A 17721-nucleotide genomic window follows, 5' to 3' on the forward strand; every position below is an offset into this window, starting at 1 on the left:
CCACCGCGCGATGTCGAAGAACCGTCGGCAACACGCGGATGCTGCTGCCCGGCGGCGCGCGCGACGGCTGGAGCGCGGCAGCGGCGCTCACGGATCGAAGCCGTCCGTGAAGATGTCCATCGTGAGCGCCTCACCGTCGCCGGTGAGCACCACGGGCGGCGGCAGCGTCTCGGCGGGCGTGTCGATCTGCACCTGCGCGACGTACGCGCGGACCTGCGTCGGGCTGAAGCGCAATGCGATCACGCAGTCCGCGCCCACGCCCATGTGTCCGGAGCACGAATCGGCCGTGACGAGGAACGCGTCGGCATCCGGCCCGCCGATGGTGTAGCCGTCGATACTCAGCACCTGCGAACCGATGTTGCTGTACGTGAGCGTCATGCTCGTGCTCTGCCCGGTGAACACCGTGCCGAAATCGAGCGCCGTGGCATCGGCGGCAACGCCGGTCTGATCGGTGGCAAGACCGGTCCCGGACAGCGGCACCACGTGCGGCGATCCCGGCGCGTCGCTCGTCAGGCGCACGCTCGCCCCGAAGCTGCCGACCGCGCCCGGCTCGAACCGCACATTGATCTCGCAGGACGCGCCGGGCGCGAGCGGGCCGTCGGCATTGCACGCATCCGGCGCGGTCAGCAGGAAATGGTGCGCCCCCGGCCCCTGCAGCACCGCATCGGACACGTTCAACGCGGTGTTGCCGACGTTGACCACGAACACGTCGCGCGTCGCGGTCGTCTGCCCGACCACCGTCGGTCCGAACGCGATGCTTCCCGGGGTCACGCTCAGCGCGGGCGCGTCGACCGGCAGGCCTTCGGCGGCAATCTCCAGCAGCGGGTCGGACACGTTCGTGTTCGTCTGCGCACCCAGACGTTCGCCACGTTCACCCAGGGCAGTGGGCGTGAATGTCACGTCGATGCTGCAGGTGGCATCCGCGGCGAGCGTGATTCCCGAGCACCCGTCGTGCGTCAGCGTCATGCTCGGTTCGCCCCAGCGCAGTTCGACCAGGTCGACGACCAGCGCATCCGTGCCGGTGGAACGCAGCAGCACGGTCCCGGTGGCGCTTTGCCCGTACACCACGCCGCCCAGATCGAGCGACGCGGGCTCGAACGCAAAATCGCATGTTTCCCCGGCCAGCGCACCACACGCCACCAGCGCCAGCACCACACCGGCGGCCCCGTGTCCCCGGATCGTTCGCCTCGCCATCGCCTTTACCCCGCTGCGGATCGTCGACCGACAGACTCGTGCGGCGCGGCGGAAAAGGCATGAAGGAGTTGCGCAATTTCGGTGAAATCACGAACAAGCCAACCAAATCAATCCGTTGAAGAACCGTGCAGGCGGTGCAAACCCTGCGCCAGCGCGGACACCATTGCCAGCGTTCCCATGTGCACCGCGGCAATCTCGCCTTCGATCACGGCACCACGCGTCGTGGTCTCCGCACTCCCGTCTGCCGGCCGCTTGCGCCCGCCCCCTCGCGTTGATCGCTCCCTGAGCGCCCGCGTTGGCCGCCGGAGCGCAAGTGCACGCCGCCTGTCGGCGCCCTGCGCTCCGGCATCTCCCTCTTCGTACGGCAACTGAACAGCGATGACGTTTTTCGCTGCCATTCAGTCCGTCAAAGGGAATTGCGCGTATGTGCCTCGTCATCCGTCGGTCTTGCCGCCTCGTCCTCGCCGCACTGTTCGCTGCCACACCGGCCATCGCAACCGAAGTCTGCGGCGTCACCGACAACGTGCTCGACGACGGTTTCGAACCGGCCCTGATCCTCCCCGGCTACACCCAGCCCGGCCCAGACACTCCGCTCACCCTCGCCGTCGCCGACCCGCCCGACAACACCGTCACCGGTTTCGACCGCATCGTCCTGCAGGGCAGTTTCACCGGTCCGCCCAACACCGGCATCGTCGCCGGCGGGCGCCTTGCCGCCCACTCCGACACCCGCTTCGTCGCCCCGCCGATCGCGCTGGAACCCGGCGCCAACGCCATCACCGTGCAACTGCACACCGTCGATGGTCCCGGCCCGAGCGTGGTCCACCACCTCACCTACGACCCCGCCCTCGCGCCACGTGCCCGATTGCTGCCGGCCACCGTCTCGGCGATGGCGCCGACCGCCATCGCCTTCGATGTGGCGCTCAAACCCGGCGAACCGCTCGCCCTCACCCGTCTGCGTCTGGACACCGACGGCAACGGCAGCATCGATCTCGACACCACCCAGCCCGACACCGCTAAAGCCGGCTACCCGCAGCCGGGCCTGGTGAAAATCACCGGCACCGCCACCCTCGACGACGCCGATCCGAACACACCCGCCGTGCAGGTTCCGCTCGCCACCTGGTTCCTCGCCCAGCACCCGCAACAGACCCGCTACGCCCTGTGCAGCGCCTTCGGCACGCTGCGCACGCGGCTGGCGGCCGGGACCATTCCCGCCGCCCTCAAGACGCTGAATCCCGCCCTGCAGGACCGCTTCGAACCGTTCTGGACATCGATCGCGCCGCAGCTCCCGAGCATCGCCGGAACACTCGGCACGATCATCGACGGGCGGTTTTCCAGCACCGAGGCCGAACTCCTGCTCGCAAGGCCGATCGAGGGGCAACCCGGACAATCGAACGCATTCCGCATGCAGTGGAGCGTCGGAACGGACGGCGTCTGGCGCATCGACGCCATGTAGTGCGTGGCGCAATGACAGCAAAATCTCCGAACGACAGGAGGCAGAAACCATGCTGAAGAAACTGGTGATTGGAGTGCTGATTCTCGTGCTGGCTCCGATCGGCGCCGCATGGCTCTACTGGCAATGGTTCAAATGGGGGCCGCGCCCGGACATTCACGTGCAAGGGCAGGTGATCGATCGCGACGGCGGGCACGGGGTGGCCGATGCCTACGTGATTCTGGCCGTGCGAGCTTCCACGAGCAGTTTGGGCGGTACGCACTCGGGTTGCGCGGAGGGCAGTGCCGTCGTCAGGACGGACGAGAACGGCAAGTTCAATTATTCCATCACCGCGCGTGAGGCATTCGGCCCAGAGAATCCGGGCGGATGGGGAGTGACGATTTATGTCTATCATCCGGACTTCGATGCGGATCTGGAGCGGGATCTGCCCGCAATAACGATGCAGCGTTTGGCCGCCACGAGAACACCCGGCGGAGGCTGGCTGGAGCGTCCAAACGACCTATATCTCACGTTTCCGCATTTTTATGACAAGAAAAAGGGCTGGGCAACAATCGAGGTCGTCAAACGTACCAGCTCCGAATGGCAACAAATCGATTACTTCATGTCATCGCCGCATTACAGGTGCATTGATGCGCCGGTAGAACGTGGTCATCTGGCACTCTTGATCAAAATGCATGAACGCGCATGGACTGCCTATTGCGACAGCGCAGACGACACCAATGAATCTTTTGACCCCGACGGAATCAGCGCGGCGAGCGCCTATTTCCAGTTCTCCTCGATAAAGGATGCGTATTTGTACAACGCAGATGGCGCCATCAGCAAAGAACAACGCGAAGACATCTCGGAGGCAGAGGACTACGTCGTGCGGTCGATTCTTTCCGAAATCCCCTGGAACCAGGATGACGAGAGTTACGGGCGCGCCATGACTCATCCGGAGCGTCGCCAGTTCTGCGAATTTTATCACCCCCCGCTGGAAGAAGTTCTCAGGAAGAGGCCTGCACAATGAAAAACATCCTGCCACTTGTCGTCATTCTTTTCTCCACCTGCACGCAAGCCTATGAGGTCGACACGCACGCGATGGTCACGTCCGAAGCATTCGGGCGATCAACCCTGCCCTCCGATGAGCTTCACCGTCGTCTGGGACTGGACCGATTCGCGGAAGATGCACCTTCGGCAAAGCCATTCGAATCGCCGGTTCCGACAAGTTATGGCGGACTGGTCAACGGCTACCTAGACATCGAAAATGCCGATTGGGCGGGCAGCTTTTCCGGGTCGTACGCCCGGGGGCTGATGGAGTACGAGCGAGATAAAATGCACTCCCCGCCGGGCGACGTATTCCGGAAAAACGAGAAGAGCGAGTACCGGCTACGAGCTTGGCTCATGCGCGGCGCGATTCGCGAAGACGACCTTCCGCCCGGAAATTACAGAAAACTGCCGGTGCCCGACGCCGACCCGCACGGTGATCTCACGCGCGTGTACCATCATTTCTTCAACCCGCTGAACAATGCCGGCCTGCAACCGATCGTCCTATGCAACTTCCTTCCGGACAATATCGGAAAATGCGTGCCGAGCACGGATTGGGCGTTCGGAACATACGGCATCAGCGGCCCGAACACGATCGAGGATACCAGCCGGCGCAACCATTTCACCTGGGCGGACGCACGCGAAGCACTGTGGTGCGCCCTGACCCGAAATGCCGGCGATCCGAGCGCGGCGGCGTTTGCCGGGGACAACGCCGCCGAACGCCGCCTCTGCTGGGCGACCACCATCCACTCGCTGGGCCATGTGATCCACCTGCTGCAGGACACCGCACAACCGCAACACGTTCGCAACGACCCGCACAATCCGTATCCGGAGGGCATCCTGCATTTCGCCGGAACCACCCTCGACCGGCGCATGTACGAGGTCTGGACGAATTTCCGCTTGACCACCGAAGTGTCGTTGGATGCTGAGGATGAAGTCGCTCAGTTCCGCGCATTCTTCAAAAATTCGAATGTTGATGCCACACGCATCAATACCGGCCTGAACTACCCGATTCCGCGCTTCTCCGAGCCGCAGTACTACTTCACCACGCGCCAGGTGGAAACCGCGACAACCCCGGCCTCGCTGAAGAAACGCCGTGGTCTCGCCGACCTGACGAATCGTAGCCTGTTCTCGGAAGGAACGATCCTCGACAGCAATTTCCCGCTGCCGCCACCGGACCCCACCAGCCCCGACTACACGACGCAAGACCGCTTCATCAACCATTTTCAGGAGTACGGTGATCTCATCGAACGGCATCTGGCCATTCCGCTGACCGATCCGCTCAAGGGTGCGTACACCGATACGTCACTTGCCGCATTCGACAATCAACTGCCACTGGCGACGGTGAGCATGTGGAAAGACTATGGCTGGGCCGGTGCCGGCGTCATCGGTCTTGACGAATACTCCGCCCACGCCGACGTGCTGATCCCGCGCGCCATCGCCTACTCCGCCGGATTGATCGACTACTTCTTCCGCGGCAAGCTCGAGATCACGCCGCCGCTCGATGGGTTGTTTTCCGTCATCGATCACGGCACGCCGCATACGGTGAATTCGAAGGGGTATCCATTCCGCAGTGACGACGGCAAGCTGTTCGGGTTCACGAAGTTGCGGTTGCGTGTGCGCAATGCCACTGCTGTGGTGAACGAGTCGGGCACCAACCTGCCGATTCCGCGCGAGATGCTGTCGACGGCTGCCTCGGCGAAGCCGCTGGAAGGCGACCCGACCCTGGTTGCCGTCGCGCGTTACCACCGCAATCCCTGCTACAAACCCGACCTCTCCGGCGAACGCCGCATCGCCTTCGACGGCGCGGTCACCGAGCCAGTCGGCTGCGGCTTGGCCGGCACGCGCACGCCGTTCCAGGAGCTGTCGGTGTCGAAGCCCGTGGCGTCGAGTGCGGCGGCGCTGAACGGCGCCGGGCAGGATCTGGTCTTCGATTTCGGTGCTCAACCGATTCCGGTCAATGCCACCGATCTCGCGATCCAGGTCGTTTACCGCGGGCCGCTGGGGCTGGAAACCGACGCCATCGCCGTCGGCACGTTCGACGTGCGCGAGCCCACCTACCTCACCCACTGGAACAATTCCGACTACGCCGCCTGCAACGGCGGCTGGTTCGCCAACGGGTCGACGCCGCCGGGCTGCATCGTCGAAGGCTTCGGCGCGCAGCGCGCCATCCTCACCACGCGCGTGTGCGTCGGTTCGCAGATGGTGTTCGAGCATCTGGAGAATGCGCACGGGAGCCTGGGCACCGGCCAGTTCGTGCGCCTGGCGGCGCTGCTCGACGGCGACGAAACGGCCACGCGCAGCCGCTCGATCGTGCACAACCTCAACGATGCGCAGATCCGCAACCGCAGCATCGTCGGGCATCTGCGGCAGTCGGACAAGGAGCAGGCCACGGCGCAGGCGCCGTTCGTGTCCGAACCGTTCTTCGCCAAGCGCGGCATGGTCGGCAGCGTGCGGCCGCTGCCGTTCTACCAGATCAACGGCACCGATCCGCAGCCGGCCAACGACGCCGGACCGCTCGATGTCGGGGCGTTGATCAATCCGCTCGCGGTGGCGCCCGCACCCGATCCGGGCACCGTGCTGTTCCCGGACGTGGCGGTGTCGAGCATGGCCTGCACCACGGCCAACGCGAAGGCGATGTTCGCCGACGAGGTGGTGCATGCGGCGGCGATCCGCTGACGGATTCGCGCGGGCACCGGCGCCCCTGATTCAGAACGGCAATCCCGGCGGCAGGCCGTCGAGGCCGACGCCGCGTTCGGCCAGCGCCAGCGCGGCCTGTTCCGCGGCCGGTCCGCCGACGAGCAGCTCGGCGCGCAGCGCGATCAGTTCGAAGCCGAGCGCCCGCGCGTCGTTGGCCACGGCGAGCAGCGCGTCCTCGCGCCGTGCGCCGCGGCCGGTGGCGCGGGTGAGATCCAGCCGCAGGCGCAGCGCGGCGTCGCTGGCTGCGGCGAGTTCGGCTTCGATCTCGTCGAGCAGCGGGCCGATGGCGTCGCCCTGCGCCGCGCGGATGCCGGCCACGACGAGGCCGGCCTGCGTCGCGGTGATGTCGCCGCGCTCGCCCAGGGCGCGGCGCACGCGCAGGGCGTCGCGTTCGGCCTGCACCAGGTCGCCGCGCCGCGCCGCGAGTTCTGCGAGATCGAGGTCGCTGGCCAGCACCCAGTCCGGCAGGCCGGCGGCATCGCGCAGACCGCGGGCGTTGGCGAATGCGGTCTGGGCCGATTCCAGTGCATTGCGCAGCAGCGCCAGGCGCGCGCGCGCGGTTTCGATGGCGGCCTGACGCTGCGGCGGGGCGCTGCCGAGGTCGCCCGCCTCGTCGAGCAGCGCCTGCGCGGCGACAAGGTCGGCACGTTGCAGCAGCAGTTCGGCGAGACTGGCGATGACCTGCAGGCGCATGTCGGCGGCGCCGACGGCAGTGAAGCCGTCGAGCGCTTCGCGAAAGCGGGTTTCGGTGTCGGCCAGCCGCCCGGCGCGGCGGTCCTGCAGGCCGAGATTGAACTGCAGGCGTGCCACGTCGAGCGTGGCGCCGAGCGCACGGAAATCGACGAGTGCCGCTTCGTTGGCTTCGCGCGCGGCATCGCTGCGGCCGGTGCGCGCGTAGACCGCGGCGAGGTTGCCCTGCGTGGTTGCGACGCCGCGCCGATCGCCATGCGTGCGGAATAGCGCCAGCGCGCGTTCCATCTGCGGTTCGGCATCGGTGAAGCGGCCGGCGCGCGCGAACAGCATGCCGAGGTTGCTGCGGGCCGCTGCCTCGCCGGCGCGGTCGCCGGCCTCGATGTAGGTGGCGAGCGCGCGCTCGGCCAGCGTGCGCGCGGCGTCCATGTCGCCGGCGCGCTGTTCCACCAGCGCGGCCACGTCGAGCGTGCTTGCCAGCTCGCGTCGATTGCCCAGCGCGGCGAGATCGTCGAGCAGCGGACGCAGCGCGTCGCGCGCCTCCGGCAGGCGACCGGCCAGGTACAGCACGAAGGCCGCTTCGCGCCGCGCGGCCATCGCCACCGCGCGCTGCCCGAGTGCGTCGGCCGCCGCTCCCGCGTCGGCAAACCGCTGCAGTGCGGTCGCATGGTCGCCGGCGTCTCGTGCGAGCGTGCCGGCGGCCATCGCGATGCGCATCGCGCCGGCGGGCCAGTCGTCTTCGGCGCTCAGTGCGTCGGCCTTCACCAGCGCCGCGCCCGCGGCGTCGCGCTCGCCGAGCAGCAGGTGCGCGGCGGATTGCTCGAGCAGCGCCTCGATCTGTCCGCGCGGTTTGCGCGCAGCCTGTTCGGCGCGCACGCCGGCAGCGAGGCGCGCGCGGTGGTCGCCGCGCAGCACCGCGGCGCGCGCCTGCGCCAGCGCCAGCCGATGCGCATCGACGTGCGGCGCATCGAGCGCGATCAGCGCATCGAGTGTCGCCAGTGCGTCGGCCGGCCGGCCCGCGGCCAGTTGCGCATCGAACAGGCGGAAGCCGGTGTCGACATCGCCGGGACGCAGTTCGAACACCGCCTGCAGCGGGCGCACCGCGTCGGCCCAGCGGTCGTCGATGCCGGCGACGAAGCCGTCCAGCCGCAGCCGCTCCACGCGCGGCAGGGCGCCCGAGGCGCGCTGCGCGGCAGCACCCCATTGACGCGCCTGCGTCATGTCGCCGGCCAGCGCGAGGGTCTCGGCCAGTGCCGCCATCGCGGCGGCGCTGCCCGGCTCGCGCGCGAGCACGGCCTCGAAGCCGTCGCGCGCCGCGTGCAGGTTGCCGTCGCGCAGCGCCCGCAGCGCCTGCAGGTACAGCGCGGCGGCGTCGGGCTCCTGCGGACGGCCGTCGGAGAGGATTTCCTGCGCGCTCACTTCATCGTAGCGGCCGGACGGGTCCGGCGCGCCGCCGCGCCACACAAGGCCGACCGCCACGACCGCGAGGCACGCGAACACCGCTGCAGCCGGCAGCAGCCAGCGTCGGCGTGCGGCGGGTGCGGCCCTGCCGGCGGCTGCCGGCGGCACGGTCGCCGCCGCCGACGTTTCGGACGGCGGCGCGGCCGGCGACCGCACGCCCTGCGGGGCCTCGTCCGGCGTGCTGCAACGCTGCACCTCCGCGATGAAGCGGTAACCGAGCCGATGCCGCGTCTCGATGTAGGCCGGCGCCTGCACCGATTCGCCGAGCGCGCGCCGCAGCTCGCGCACCGACTGCGCCACCACGCCCACCGACACGGCCTGCCGGCCCCAGACCGCGTCGAGCAATTGCTCGTGCGTCTGCAGGTTCGGCGCGTTCTCGATCAGCACCTGCAGCAGGCGCAACGACATCGGCCGCAGCGCGATGTCGCCATCCGGTCCGCGCAGTTGCGCGGTGAGCGTGTCGAGCTGGAAGGGACCGAAGCGATACCGCATGCCGCGATTCTAGCCCGCGAGCGCTGCCCGATCGGGGCATCCGCGGCGTCGACCGCGGCCTGACCACCCTCGATGCCCGCCGTCCGCCGCGTGCGGGCATCGGCATCCGGACTCACTGCACCGGTTCGAATCCGCTGCCGAAAATCACCGGATCGCGCACCAGGATGCCGACATAGCCGGCCGCGCCTACCACGACCAGGGTGCCGTCGGGTTCGATCACGCAGCGGCTGACGCTGCCGCTCACGCCGTCGGGCGTGATGTCGGAGAAACTGGCGCCGCCGTCGAGCGACTGCACCACCACGCCCGTGCCCAGGCTCAGCGGCTGGCGTTCGCCCACCGCCACGATGCGCGCGCCGCGCATGCACACCCCGCGCGCCCAGCTTGCGCCGTTGCTGTCCAGGATGCCCGACAGCGACCACTGCACGTAATCCGTGGTGTCGTACGGATCGGGACCCGAAACGAAGATCCAGCCGTCGTCGGTGTCCTGGTCCACGCCCACGCCGACCAGCCTTGCGTCGTTCACCGCCACGCCCCACAGCTCGCCGACGTGGCCGTCGACCGGCAAGGTGTCGATCTCGAACTGCCACGGCGGCGCGGCGGGCGTGGTCGGCGGCAGGAACAGCCGCGGCGGTTCGACGATGCGGCTGCCAACGCCCCAGAACAGGTCGTCGTGCACCACCAGGTCGAGGATCTGGTACGGCTGCGCGGCGCTGATCCAGTCGGCCGCGGCGCTGCCGACCGTGGTGTCGGGCCGGTACAGCAGCTCGTAGCCGTTGAGCGATTCGGCGATCGCGCGGCCGTCCGCGAGCTCCCGATACGTGCCCACGTGGAACTGCCGTCCGAGCGTGTTGGTGCCGACCAGCGTGCGCGTCACCGCGAACGGCACGCCGGCGGTGGCAAGGCGCAGCACCATGTCGCGGTTGCCGGCGTTGAAGCCCGCGATGTAGAGCGCGCCGTCGTGGCCCCGGGAGATCGACGACACGCGGAAGGCGTCGAGGATGTCGGACGGCGACGTCGGCGCCTGCTGCCAGGCGACGCCGCCGTCTTGGCTGTAGACCAGGCCGTAGCCGACGGCGTTGGTGCCGCAGCCGACCCACAACGTGCCGTCCTCGTCGCGCCACAGTGCATCGGTGCGATTGCCGCCGGGACAGGGATGGGTGCTGTCGAGCCAGGCACCGCCGGCCATGGCTGCCGGTGTCACGGCGGCGAACACGACGGCCACGACCAGCCGCGACGCAAACCGCAGGACGCGACGACGTGCGTGGCGCGCATCCGTGAAGTGTGGGGTTCGCTGTCCGCGTGCCTGCATGTTCTGCTCCCGACGTTGGGTCGTCCCGGCGCGATTCGCCGCGGTCGAGCCTCGCGCCGACGCGGCGGCGAAGTCCTGCAGGAACGCTCAAGAAAGCATGAAAATGCGCCGTCGGCACGGGCGGCGCCGGCAGGCGCGGGGGGGCAGCGGCGTCGGCGGCTTTACTGGACCGCCCGGTTCATGTGTGCACCGCAGCGTGCAACGCAAACTTAACGCGCCTACGCTCGTGTCCGCTGGCGCAACGCCATCGGATCCGATCGACGCCGACGAGCCGACGGTCTCCGGAAGAATGTGGGGAGGGAGGGGCCCGCTTCGTTCGCGAAGCGGGTCTTTCTTTTTGTGCCGCGGGCAGGCGCAGGACGGCGAACCGCTGCTCGCGCCTCTGCGGACCATGCCAGCCGGACATGGTCCGCCGCCCGTCGCCGGCCTCTGCCCACTGCCGCCACGCGCCCGGACCCGTCGTCCCCTCCGAAGCCCACTGCTGTCCGCGAAACGGCGCACGCGCATCTGCATCGCCTGTTGCCGCAGGTCCCGCCCTCGTCGAAGCAGGCGACCCCAAGCCGTGACACTCCGATGACCGCCTGCCCTGCCCCCGTCGTCCCGGCGAACGCCGGGACCCAGCGGCGTTGCTCGGGGTTGTTGCGCCGGTCCGGGCCAGAAACAGCGAAACGTCACTGGGTCCCGGCGTTCGCCGGTACGACGGGGGAAAAGACCTTCGGGCTTCCCGCGGGATGAATCCCTCCAGCGGGAGCCGGCCGACGATGATCCCTGAACATCATCTTTTCCGTATGTGCAGCACCGTCCGGCAGCACGCCGGCCCTGCATCGCTCCGGAGTCGCCATGGTCCGCTTCCGCACCCTCGTCCTGCTGGCCGCGCTCGTCCCGGCCGCATCCGCACTCGCCATCGAACCGGGTACGCCGGATCCGCTGTTCGGCACCGGCGGCACCGGCTTCGAAACCGTCTCGTACGCGCCCGACCTGGTCCAGCCCGCTGCCGCGATCGTCGCCGCCGACGGCAGCATCTACATCGGCGGCGGCGTGCTGGGGCAGGACAGCGTCGATCTCGCCGGTGTGCATCTGCTGCGCGACGGCAGTTTCGATCCCGGCTACGGCAAGGTGCGGCACGCGATTCCCGGCTACACATCGGCCTTTGCCGACGACTTCGCGCTGCAGCCCGACGGCAAGCTGCTCGTCGCCGCCCGCGTGTCCAATCCGGCGTCGCGCTGGGCCGTGTGCCGGTTGCGCGTCGACGGCGACCTCGATCCGGACTTCGGCGATGTCCAGACCCCCGGTTGCACCACGCCGCTGCAGGGCGAGGCCCGCGCCATCGTGCTGCAGTCCGACGGTCGCATCGTGGTGGCGGGGTCGGACAACTTCGGCGACCCTTCGCGCGCCGCGCTGATCCGCCTGTCGAGCAGCGGTGTGCTCGACACGAGTTTCGCCGGCGGCGACACCGTCGCCGTTCTGCCCGAGGAACTGGCCGCACGCAGCAGTTTCAACGATCTCGTGCTCGGCCCGGACGATACGCTCGTGGCCAGCGGCAGCTACGGTCCGCAGGGCGACGACCAGTTCATGGCCGCGCGCTTCGATGCCGATGGCGAACTCGATGAGTCCTTCTCGCAGGACGGCGTGCGACTGGTGCAGTACACGCTGCTGCCGCCGGGCGAGCGGCTCAACATCGCGAACGGTCTGGCGCTGCTGCCCGACGGCGCGGTGCTGGTCTCGGGCACCGTGTACGTGCCCACCAACGGCGGTTCGATGCCGCGCATCGGCATCGTCAAGCTCGATGCCGACGGCGCGCTGTCATCCGATTTCGTGTCGGACGGGATGCCGGACGGCCAGCTGCTGATCGACCCCTGCGTGCAGGACGAATGCGACATCTGGGCGTCGGACCTGGCGGTGCTGCCGAACGGACGCATCCTGCTCGCCGGCGGCGCGCGCTTCGGCGACCTCGACATTCCCACCGTGCACACCCTGCGCCTGTTGCCCGACGGCCAGCTCGATCCGGGCTGGGTCGGCGGCAACAACGGCGAGTTCGCGCCGGGCTTGTCGCTGACGTTCTGGGACGGCTTCTCGGTCTCCGATCTGCTGCTGCAGGGCGACCGGCCGGTGGTCGTCGGCGAGCGGCTGGTGCCGCAGGACATGCTGGAGATCGGCGCGTACCGGCTTGCCGGAGAGCGGCTGTTCGGCGATTCGCTCGAGTCCGACTGACGCGCGCGCGGACTACAGCGCCGGGGTCTGCTCCAGCAGGCTTAGCAGCGCATCGCGCAAGGCCACGCGCAGCTGCGCGAGCTTGAGCTCGGCCGGACCGGCGCCGAAGTGCTCGGGGTCGAGGTGTTCGACGCGCAGCGCCGCCTCGGCCAGGTCCGTGGCGCCCAGCGCGAGCGCGGACGAACGCAGGAAATGCGCCGCGTGTTTCACCTCGGCCGGGTCGCGGCGCTCGTGCGCGAGCTCGATGCGGCTCAGCAGCGCCGGTGCGTCGGCGGCGAACAGGCGGATCAGTTTGGCGAAGCTGCCGGGCTGGTCCTGGTCGAGCAGGTGCAGCAGCGCCAGCGCGTCCGAGTTCAGGGTCACAGGCGAGGTCATCGGGTGAGTGTCCGGCGGGAGGAGTCGGCAGGCACGGCGAAGTCCCCCTTCGCGCATGCGGTTCCAGAACGGGCGAAAGGATAACGCGAAGCGGCGCCGGCGGGGGATCGCCGCGTCCGGCCGCGTTTCACGGGGCGCGGACCCGTCGCAGCCGGCCGTCGCGCTCGATGATCGCGTCGACGTCGCCCGGCGGCGCGACAAGGGTGACGCGCGCGCCGATCGGCACGCCGGCGTAGGACGGAATGTGGTGCACGAGGCGCGTGTAGATCCACGCATCGCCCGGCTCCGCCACCTGCAGGCGCAGCGGCGGGCCCGCATGTGTGCGCAACGCGTCGGCCAGCGCCGGCGAGAACCGCGCCTGCAACGCGCCGACGCGGTGCATCTCGCGCTGCACGTTGACGCCGTGCCACACCAGCAGCAGTGCCGCGATCGCCACCACGGCGCGCTCGCGCCCGAGTCGCGGCCACGCGAGCGCGACCACGCCCACGCCGAGCGCGGACAGGCCGTAGCCGTACTGGTTGGCGGCCTGCGCCAGGATCAGCACCGGACCGAGCGCGGCCGCACTGCCGAGCACCCACGCCAGCGCAAACCGCGGACCGGCGCGCCACAACATGGCGATCAGCGCGAGCGCGATCGCCGCCAGCACGGCCAGGCGCGCAGGCGATGCGCGCAGCACCGACTGCATCTCGAACAGCGTCGGCAGCCACGGGAACAGCAGGTATTCGATCCAGCGCTGCGGCACCTGCAGCAGGCTCAGCGCATAGCCGCTGCCGGGTCGCGCGCCGTCGAGCATCGGCCCGAGCCGCAGCGCGAGATACACCGCCACGGCCGCGCCGCTGCCGGCCGCGGCGGCCAGCCACACGCGCCGGCGCGACGCCACCAGCGCGGCGACGCAGGCGAGTGCCGGAAACACCAGCGCGGCCTCCTTCGCAAGCAACGCCAGCGCCGCCGCCAGCGCGGCGACCAACATCTCCGGACCCGGCGTCGCATCCTCGCGCTCGGCACGACGCTGCAGCCACGCGGTGAGGAGCAATGCGATGCCCAGCCACAGCAGATCGGCCAAGGTCGCGACCCACCCGTGCACGTAGGCCGCATACGGATTGAGCGCAAACAGCAGCGCCGCGGCCGCCGCCACGCGCGGCGCCACGCGTGCGCGCAGCAGCACGCGCGCCAGCAGCAGCGCGTTGACGCTGCCCAGCAGCACCCACAGCGCGTGGAACAGAATCGGGCGCTCGAACAGCGCGTGCGAGATCGCCAGCCAGAGATTGAACGTGAGCGGGCGGTACTGGAAGGTCCGCACGTCGAACCAGTCCACCCACGGCAGCGCCGGCCACGGCACGTCGGACATCGCGGCCCACTGCAATTCGTCGTGGCTGAAGTAGCCGGGATTGGCGAGCAGCAGCACCTGCGCGGCGAGCAGCGCCAGCAGCAGCGCGCACGCCTGCAACGGCGACGGCGGCACGCGCGGCGCGGAATCGGTGTGGGGCATCGCGCGCGGGACTGGCATCGGTGCGCCATTCTGCGTCATCGCCGCGCGTGGCGCGATGCCTGCCGCGACGACCGGAATCGCCGTCACCCCGCTGCTAGAATCGAACACCCCTCGCTCCGGCCGCCGCCCACGATGAGCTCCAACCTCGACGCCCTCAAGCAAGCCGCCCTCGACTACCACCGCCTCGATCCGCCCGGCAAGATCAAGGTGGCGCCGACCAAGGCGATGGTGACGCAGCGCGATCTCGCGCTGGCGTATTCGCCCGGCGTGGCGGCGGCGTGCGAGGCCATCGTCGAGGACCCGGCGCAGATCTCCAGCCTCACCGCGCGCGGCAATCTCGTGGCCGTGATTTCGAACGGCACGGCCGTGCTGGGCCTGGGCAACATCGGCCCGCTGGCAGCCAAGCCGGTGATGGAAGGCAAGGGCGTGCTGTTCCAGAAATTCGCCGGCATCGACGTGTTCGACCTGGAAATTTCCGAGAACGACCCGGACAAGCTCGTCGACATCATCGCGAGTCTGGAGCCCACCTTCGGCGGCATCAACCTCGAGGACATCAAGGCGCCCGAATGCTTCATCGTCGAGCGCAAGCTGCGCGAGCGGATGAAGATCCCGGTGTTCCACGACGATCAGCACGGCACCGCCATCATCGTCGGTGCCGCCATCGTCAACGCGCTGAAGGTGACCGGGCGCGACATCGGCGACGTGAAGCTCGCCACGGCCGGGGCAGGCGCCGCCGGCATCGCCTGCCTCGACATGCTGGTGGCGCTGGGGCTCAAGCCCGAGAACATCCTCGCGGTGGACCGCGACGGCGTGCTGTACACCGGGCGCGGCAACATGGATCCGGACAAGCAGCGCTACGCGCGCGACACGCCGCACCGCACTTTGGCCGACATCGTTGCGGGCGCGGATGTGTTCCTTGGCCTCTCGGCCGGCGGCGTGCTCACGCGCGACATGGTGGCCTCGATGGCACCGCGCCCGATCATCCTGGCGCTGGCCAATCCCTATCCGGAAATCCTGCCCGAAGACGCGCGCGCGGTGAGCCCGGACTGCATCATCGCCACCGGCCGTTCGGACTATCCGAACCAGGTCAACAACGCGCTGTGTTTCCCGTACATCTTCCGCGGCGCGCTCGACGTGGGCGCCACCACCATCACCGAGCAGATGAAGCTCGCCTGCGTGCACGCGATCGCGCAGCTCGCGCGCATCGAGGCGGCCGACCTCGGCCAGGCCTACACCGGCGACACGCCGTGTTTCGGCCCGGACTACCTCATCCCGCGCCCGTTCGATCCGCGCCTGATGGTGATCGTGGCACCGGCGGTGGCGCAGGCCGCGATGGACTCGGGCGTGGCCACGCGACCCATCGCGGACCTTGCCGCCTACCGCGAAAAACTCAGCCAGTTCGTGTTCCGCAGCAACATGCTGATGAAGCCGGTGTTCGCGCGTGCGCGCAAGGACCTCAAGCGCATCGCGTACGCCGAAGGCGAGGAGGAAACCGTGCTGCGTGCGGTGCAGACGGTGGTCGACGAAGGCCTCGCGTTTCCGATCCTCATCGGACGCCCGGCCGTCATCGAAAGCCGCATCCAGCGCCTGGGCCTGCGCATCCGCGCCGGCGAACACTTCGAATTGACCAACGTCGACGACGATCCGCGCTTCAACGAATACTGGCAGGCCTACCACGAGCTGATGGCGCGCCGCGGCGTGACCCCGGCCGCGGCCAAGGCCGTGGTGCGCTCGCGCCCGACGGTGATCGCCGCGCTGATGGTGCGCCGTGGCGAAGCCGACGCGATGCTGTGCGGCATCGTCGGCAGTTACCAGAAGAAACTCGCGTACGTGATCAACGTGCTCGGTCGCGACCCGGGCGTGTGCCGCAGTTCGGCGATGTCGGCCGTCATCAACGAGAAGGGCGTGTTCTTTTTCGTCGACACGCACGTGCACGTCGACCCGACCGCCGAGATGATCGCCGAGGCCGCGCTGCAGGCGAGCTACCGCCTCAAACTGTTCGGCATCGAGCCGAAAGTGGCGCTGGTGTCGCACTCGAATTTCGGCAGCCACGACAGTCCGAGCGCGGCCAAGATGCGCGAGGCGCTGCAGATCATCCGCGCCAAGGCACCGAAGCTCGAAGCCGAAGGCGAGATGCACGTCGACGCCGCGCTCGACGAGCAGATCCGCAGCCGCCTGTTCCCCGGCTCCCGTCTGACCGGGCGCGCCAACCTGCTGGTGTTCCCGAACCTCGACGCCGCCAACACCGCCTACAACCTGGTGCGCTCAATGACCGACGGCGTCGGCATCGGACCGATTCTCATGGGCGTGGCGAAACCGGCGCACGTGCTGACGCCGGCATCGACGGTGCGGCGCGTGGTGAACATGAGCGCGATCGCGGCGGTGGAAGCGCAGATCCGCGTGGAGCGCGAAGCGAAAGGCTGAGCGCCTCCCCGCTGGCGGCACCGACGCAAGCACATGCGCCGGCGCCGCCGCGTTCTCGCTCCCTTCTCCCCTCGGGAGAAGGTGGCGGCAGCCGGATGAGGGCGCGCCGCCCGTTCGGAACATCGACGGGGCTGCCGGAGCGAGCGCTCTGTGCCACGGCCCTTGTATCTCCGGGTGACGCTCTCGGAACCTCGGCGTGGCGCCCTCATCCGCCCTGTCGGGCACCTTCTCCCGCAGGGAGAAGGAATGCAGATTGCGGCGGTGGAAGCGCAGATCCGCGTGGAGCGCGAAGCGAAGGGTTGAGCGCATGTCCGCTGGCGGCAACGACGCAGGCACATGCGCCGGCGCCGCCGCGTTCTGGCTCCCTTCTCCCGTCGAGAGAAGGTGGCGGCAGCCGGATGAGGGCGCGCCGTCCGTTCTGGCCATCGACGGGGCCGCCGGAGCGAACGCGCTGTGCCACTGGCCCTGTATCTGCAGGTGACGCTTTCAGAACCTCGGCATGGCGCCCTCATCCGCCCTATCGGGCACCTTCTCCCGCAGGGAGAAGGAATGCAGATTGCGGCGGTGAAAGTGCAGATCCGCGTGGAGCGCGAAGCGAAGGGCTGAGCGCATGTCCGCTGGCGGCACCGACGCAGGCACATGCGCCCGCGCCGCCGCGTTCTGGCTCCCTTCTCCCGTCGGGAGAAGGTGGCGGCAGCCGGATGAGGGCGCGCCGCCCGTTCTGTCCATCGACGGGGCTACCGGAGCGAGCGCTCTGTGCTACTGGCCTCGTATCTCCAAGTGATGCTTTCGGAACCTCGGCGTGGCGCCCTTATGTCTTCGCCCCTCGCTATTGTCGAGGTGCCGAGAGCCGGCCAGCCCACCCGATAGACCCTGGGTCTTGCGACCGTGGATGAGCCTGGG

10 protein-coding genes are annotated in these 17721 nt (G+C 69.0%); 5 read left to right on the forward strand and 5 right to left on the reverse strand.

Annotated elements, in window-relative coordinates:
* Positions 1-87: 87 nt before the first annotated feature.
* Positions 88-1194 carry a choice-of-anchor D domain-containing protein gene (locus HNQ52_RS14380; RefSeq protein WP_183961862.1) on the reverse strand — a complete coding sequence of 369 codons (1107 nt, stop codon included), beginning with the start codon at positions 1192-1194 and terminating at the stop codon, positions 88-90.
* A gap of 424 nt (positions 1195-1618) precedes the next feature.
* On the opposite strand from HNQ52_RS14380, the gene HNQ52_RS14385 reads away from it, so the two are divergent.
* The 3 genes from HNQ52_RS14385 to HNQ52_RS14395 are packed head-to-tail and all read left to right on the forward strand — an operon-like array spanning position 1619 to position 6346.
* A complete protein-coding gene (locus tag HNQ52_RS14385) occupies positions 1619-2647 on the forward strand; it encodes a hypothetical protein (protein WP_183961863.1) in 1029 nt (342 codons plus the stop codon).
* A gap of 49 nt (positions 2648-2696) precedes the next feature.
* Positions 2697-3650 (forward strand): hypothetical protein, encoded by a 954-nt coding sequence (locus HNQ52_RS14390; RefSeq protein ID WP_183961864.1) that lies wholly within the window; start codon positions 2697-2699, stop codon positions 3648-3650.
* Entirely contained in the window at positions 3647-6346 is a 2700-nt protein-coding gene (locus HNQ52_RS14395) for a phospholipase C/P1 nuclease family protein (RefSeq protein WP_183961865.1), read from the forward strand. Before HNQ52_RS14390 ends, HNQ52_RS14395 begins: the two co-directional genes overlap by 4 nt.
* Positions 6347-6376: 30 nt before the next feature.
* On the opposite strand, the gene HNQ52_RS14400 is transcribed toward HNQ52_RS14395, so the two are convergent.
* Together HNQ52_RS14400 and HNQ52_RS14405 are read right to left on the reverse strand one after the other, a co-directional pair.
* A complete protein-coding gene (locus HNQ52_RS14400; RefSeq protein ID WP_183961866.1) occupies positions 6377-9010 on the reverse strand; it encodes a tetratricopeptide repeat protein in 2634 nt (877 codons plus the stop codon).
* Between the two features lie 112 nt (positions 9011-9122).
* Positions 9123-10211: a hypothetical protein gene (locus HNQ52_RS14405; RefSeq protein WP_183961867.1), complete on the reverse strand. Its 1089-nt coding sequence runs from the start codon at positions 10209-10211 to the stop codon at positions 9123-9125.
* Positions 10212-11159: 948 nt separating this feature from the next.
* On the opposite strand from HNQ52_RS14405, the gene HNQ52_RS14410 reads away from it, so the two are divergent.
* Positions 11160-12530 carry a hypothetical protein gene (locus HNQ52_RS14410; protein ID WP_183961868.1) on the forward strand — a complete coding sequence of 457 codons (1371 nt, stop codon included), beginning with the start codon at positions 11160-11162 and terminating at the stop codon, positions 12528-12530.
* A 12-nt stretch (positions 12531-12542) separates the two neighbouring features.
* Here the strand turns inward: HNQ52_RS14410 and HNQ52_RS14415 are convergent, their stop codons facing one another.
* Both HNQ52_RS14415 and HNQ52_RS14420 read right to left on the reverse strand, forming a co-directional pair.
* Positions 12543-12905, reverse strand: a complete 363-nt coding sequence (locus HNQ52_RS14415; protein WP_183961869.1) for an Hpt domain-containing protein — start codon at positions 12903-12905, stop codon at positions 12543-12545.
* A 127-nt stretch (positions 12906-13032) separates the two neighbouring features.
* Positions 13033-14394: a hypothetical protein gene (locus HNQ52_RS14420; protein ID WP_183961870.1), complete on the reverse strand. Its 1362-nt coding sequence runs from the start codon at positions 14392-14394 to the stop codon at positions 13033-13035.
* Between the two features lie 132 nt (positions 14395-14526).
* On the opposite strand from HNQ52_RS14420, the gene HNQ52_RS14425 reads away from it, so the two are divergent.
* Positions 14527-16818 (forward strand): NADP-dependent malic enzyme, encoded by a 2292-nt coding sequence (locus HNQ52_RS14425; protein WP_183961871.1) that lies wholly within the window; start codon positions 14527-14529, stop codon positions 16816-16818.
* Positions 16819-17721 lie beyond the last annotated feature (903 nt).

Origin of the sequence: Chiayiivirga flava (assembly GCF_014202825.1) — a bacterium.
Lineage (GTDB): Bacteria > Pseudomonadota > Gammaproteobacteria > Xanthomonadales > Xanthomonadaceae > Chiayiivirga > Chiayiivirga flava.